The sequence below is a fragment of the Bartonella japonica genome (assembly GCF_040545385.1).
In the GTDB taxonomy this organism is placed as follows: domain Bacteria; phylum Pseudomonadota; class Alphaproteobacteria; order Rhizobiales; family Rhizobiaceae; genus Bartonella; species Bartonella japonica.
The window spans coordinates 1-5,322 of sequence record NZ_JBEPLT010000033.1 but is presented as its reverse complement, the minus strand read 5'-3'; the positions used below and the strand labels follow the sequence as shown (position 1 = coordinate 5,322).

Genomic DNA, 5,322 nt, shown 5'->3' with positions numbered 1-5,322 from the left:
TGGGAAAGTTGGGCGGGCAATGTGGCTGAGATTGCACAAAACCATATCACTCGTCTTCAAAATCTCCTTGCTGATGAAAGCAGTGAAGCCTTTCATGCTTTTGATGCCTTCCATAAAGAATTAAAGAACAATTTAAACAGTGAAATAAAACAAGAAGAAGCGATTGAGATGCTTGCCCAGCATCTTGTCACGCGTCCTGTGTTTGAAGCTTTGTTTAAGGGCAATGAGTTTGTACAAAACAATGCCATTTCGCAAGCTATGGAAAAGATCTTAACAGAACTCGATAAAACCAATATCGAGGAAGAAACCAAGGAATTACAAGAATTCTATAACAGTGTAAAGCTTCGAGCCTCAGGAATTACCTTGCCACAAGCAAGGCAAAATCTTATTATTACGCTTTATGAAAGCTTTTTTGCCAAGGCATTTAAAAAGACTACGGATAGGCTTGGGATTGTTTATACGCCCGTTGAGGTTGTTGATTTTATCATTCATTCTGTTGATGATGTGTTGCGTAATGAATTTGGAAAAAGCTTGGGTTCACGTGGTGTTTCTATCCTCGACCCTTTCACTGGAACGGGTACCTTTATCACACGGCTTCTACAATCCAATCTCATCAAACAAGAGGATATGGAATATAAATTCCGTCATAATATCCATGCCAATGAGATTGTTCTCTTAGCTTATTACATAGCAGCGATTAACATTGAATCGACTTATCATAGTATTATGAAAGGTGAGTATATTCCCTTTAAGCATATTGGTTTGACCGATACCTTCCGTATGCTTGAAGAGAAGAATCTGCTACAGGAATTATTCAAAGACAATAGTGAATATTTAGAGCATCAAAAGAAACTGGATATTCAAGTTATTTTTGGTAACCCTCCTTATTCAGTAGGACAAAAAAGCGAAAACGATAATGCAAAGAATACTCCTTATCCTATACTAGATAATCGTATTCGTGAAACTTACGCTGCTCAATCGAAAGTAACAAATATACGGGCGCTTTATGACAGTTATATCCGTGCCATTCGCTGGGCTAGTGACCGTATTGATAATGCTGGGGTAATCGGTTTTGTTTCTGGTTCAAGCTACATAGAAAAGCCAACAATGAACAGCTTACGAAAATCTTTAGCCAAAGAATTTACGAGTATTTATGTTCTGAATTTGCGGGGGGATGTTCGCAAAAATATGATGAACAAAAAAAATTCTCAAGAAGGTGAGAATATTTTTGGCAATGGTAGTATGACGGGTATTGCCGTAACATTATTTATTAAAAATCCCAATGTCTCTAGAGATTGTAAAATTTACTATCATGATATTGGAGATAATCTTTCCACCGAAAAAAAACTTGAGATGCTTCAGTACTTTGGTAGTGTTGATGGTATTACACGTAGACAAAGCTGGCGAATGATTACACCAGACAAGCATGGTGATTGGATCAATCAACGTGATGATAGTTTCAAAGCATTTTTAGCCATGGGTGCTAAGGGTGCTAAAAAAGGACATAATAAAAAGCTCTTTGAGACTTATTCTTGTGGTCTAAAAACCAATCGTGATGCATGGGCATATAACTCGAGCCTTGAGGCTTTAGGGAAGAACATGAGCAATATGATTGCCTTCTATAACAGCGAAGTGGAACGTTTTAACGATGCTTATGAACATATTGATCGCAGGATACGTAAAAATGCTGTAGACAATTTTATCAATACGGATGAGAGTAAAATTAGCTGGAGTCGTACTCTTAAACAAGAATTGGCAAAAGGAAAGATTTTTGAATTTGAGACTACATGTCTTACGCAAAGTTTGTATCGCCCATTTACACGACAGTGGCTCTATTATAATCGTGCCTTTAATGAAATGGTTTACCAAATGCCACGGATATTCCCTATAGGGCAGGCGGTTAAAAATAAGGTAATACAAATTTCAGGCATGGGAACTCAATCAGGTTTTTCTGTTTTGATAGTTAAGTCTATACTTGATCTTCATGTTGTACATAATGGTCAATGCTTTCCAAGATATATTTATGAAGACACTCCGGTTTCAAAAAGTAAAAGTGAGAAACAATCCCATTTATTTACAGAAGAAACTAAAACAGCTGGTTTACAAAAGCATGATGCCATTACGGATGAAGGGCTAGCCCATTTTAAAGCTGCTTATCCTAATGAAACCATAACAAAAGATGATCTATTCTATTATGTTTACGGTCTTTTGCATTCGGAAGATTATCGCTCTCGTTATGCTGATAATTTATGCAAAGAATTACCTCGCATTCCTTGTGTAAAAACTGCTGAAGATTTTTGGAAGTTTGTAACAGCAGGGCGTGAACTGGGTCATTTGCACGTGAATTATGAAGATGTAGAACCTTATCCAGTCACATTTAAAAAGGGTAATCCAAAACAGACAGAGATCTCTAATCCCGAAAAATTCTATTATGTAACTGAAATGAAATTTGCAAAAGCAGGTAAAGAGAAAGATAAATCAACAGTTATTTACAATAGCAATATCACAATAACAGATATCCCTCTTGAAGCTTATGAGTATATCGTCAATGGCAAGCCCGCTCTTGAATGGGTTATGAGACGTCAATGTGTTAAAACAGATAAAAAGAGTGGTATTGTGAATGATGCCAATCGCTATGCTGTTGAAACCATTGGCAACCCTGCCTACCCTCTAGAGTTATTTCAGAGGGTTATTACCGTAAGTTTAGAAACCATGAAAATCGTTAAGAACTTACCAAAATTAGAACTAAGAGAAACTGAATAACTTAAAAGCATGCTCACATAATGAGTGCGATAACCTCATAAGGGGGTATAAGGTCTTATAACTTGTAGTCTATACCCTTTTATACATTGCTTGCATACAATCTTTAAAAGGATAATTTATCATGCGTTATTCTAAAAAGAAGAAACTTGCACTTTTAGATACTCTCATTTGGATTGCTTCAAGATTTATAAGAAATCCACTCTTAAATAGAATTAGATTTTTTTACATTGCCGTTAAGAGATTATATCGCAATCTAAAATGATAGCTTTATTGTTTTCAAAAGCTTTGTTTAAAGAAAGTTATGTATATTCATTTCTTTATAGGTTTTGAAGGTATAAAAATCGTCAAAACCCCCTCAAAACCCCCTCAAAACCCCCTCAAAACCCCCTCAAAACCTATATTATTAGTTGAATTTAGAGGTTGTATTATCAATAGAGGTTGTTTTTTTAAGGTCTGTAAAATCTTAACACATTGAAATATAATGTTTTTATTTTTTATCGTTTTTTACATAATAGCAGCAACCGTTAAAACCCAAAAAAACTTCAAAACTCATAACCATAATGATCTTGATAACATTTCTTATGATTATAAACCTATCTTTTGAAAGGCTTTAAAGGATCACATGCTTTTCATAAAAAACATTGTAATCATTCTCTAAAATCATAAGTTTATCTATTCAAATGAACTGATAAATTCATTTTTTATAAGACATGTTTTAATCACTCACTCAAATGGTCTATTTTGTCAGTTCAATTTACTGACACATATATATTATTAATTGTATTTAAGGTTGTATTTTCGATATGGGTTGTATCTTAAAAAATATTAACCTATTGATATATAATGTTTTTTATTTTTACTCACTTAAAAAAAATAATATAGGCTCTAAAAGGAACTGACAAAACTGACACGGTCTATTAAAAGGGATTCACTAATCTCTATAAGTATCAATCTCTCTTTAGATGTTTTCATAACAGACTATAAATCACAATTATCATATTTATCATTTCTCTTATGAAAATAAAAAATGATGCCATGGCTATAAAAATATAACAGCTATAGAGAATGCGTAAAAATAACAGCCTCATTTGAATAAAGCAAAAATGCAAATGAATGCATTGGTTATAAGAGCGCGGTGCATATAAATAAATTGCAAATGCGTTATAAACAAAATTCACAAAAAAATCTAAAATTCATTTAGTAAAAAAATAGATAGGTTATAAAGATAAAAAAACGCATTATGAAAGCGTTTCTAAATATTATGAATGTATAGATTCAAAACATAACACAATCGCTTTACAAAGCCCATAATATAGCTTTAAAAGCATATAAATATAAAAGAAACAATTAATAAGCATAGGATATTATCAATACATAACGTATTAAAAAAATACAAAAAATATCAAAAAAGATAAAATATTAATTGACAATAAATACGTATTTTGTTATATAAATAATCAAGTGATCAAAACACTAAACATGTAGCGAAGAGGTTGCGATAAACCTAATCCTATTATAAAAACTGACTTTCTTTTATGCTTTTGTTAGCATATATAGTGATTTTGTCGGGTGTCGTTACGTCATACAATACTCTTTATGAGGAAAGCGTAACAACGGGACTACATGCCGTGTTTTGAGCGCCCGGCGCCCATTAGGGTGTCAATTTCAAAACATATAAACATGTAGGTTTTAATTATGACAAATATATCAAAAAACTCCCCTGTTCTCTCTTCCATTTCAAATGCAACCGCGCCTATTAATCAACAAGAGCCTGCAAAAAAATATGAATTTATTGATGATTATGAATATATCGATGGTCATTTCTTAACTCGTATCAGAGCTTTAAGAGATTTTGATGATGTTAAAAAAGGCGATTTAGGGGGGTATATCGAAAAGGAAGAGAACCTCTCTCATGAGGGTAATTGCTGGGTTTATAATAAAGCAAGGGTCTTTCAAAATGCACGCGTCTTTGGAAATGCTAAAGTCAAAAGCTTTTTTGTTGACGTTTATGGCAATGCACAAATTTATGGCAATGCTATTTTTGAAGGAAGAACATTAAAAGACAATGCTAAACTTTCAGGCAATGCTCATGCGAGCAATGCCGTTGTAATTGAAGGCAATGCACAACTTTATGATAATGCCTATGTAACTGATTATGCCTATATTTCTGATAACGCCGTGATTTGTGATAATGCCCATGTCGGAGGCAATGCAAAAATAAGGGGCTCTGCTTATATTTGTGATGATGCACGGGTTTTTGATGATGCCATGGTTTGTGATGCTCTTATCTCAGGGAATTCTTATATTCATAGCAATGCCTCTTTAACTGCTAATGAAGATATTTGTGATGATGCATATCCTGAATTTGGTAGTGAAGATGATTATTACCGTGATGAATATTATGCTGATTTTGAAGGGTATTATGACGATGATAGCGAATATGAAAGTGACGCTGCGTAAATAGACGCGCGGGCGCGGCGGGGGCGCCCTCCTTTAATCATTTCATCTTAAAATTTAAATCTCTTATATAAGGAATTGTGCTATGCAAAAAAAGTTTGC

General features: G+C 33.8%; 2 protein-coding genes. Both read left to right on the top strand.

All coding sequences use genetic code 11. The annotated features are described in order from the left end of the window. On the top strand, nt 1–2,763 hold a 2,763-nt coding region (locus tag ABID39_RS07575), incomplete at its 5' end, for a type ISP restriction/modification enzyme (RefSeq protein WP_354187533.1). A gap of 1,695 nt (nt 2,764–4,458) precedes the next feature. Beyond that, complete coding sequence (locus ABID39_RS07570; RefSeq protein WP_354187531.1) at nt 4,459–5,223, top strand: hypothetical protein; 765 nt, start codon at nt 4,459–4,461, stop codon at nt 5,221–5,223. The last annotated feature ends 99 nt before the right edge of the window (nt 5,224–5,322 follow it).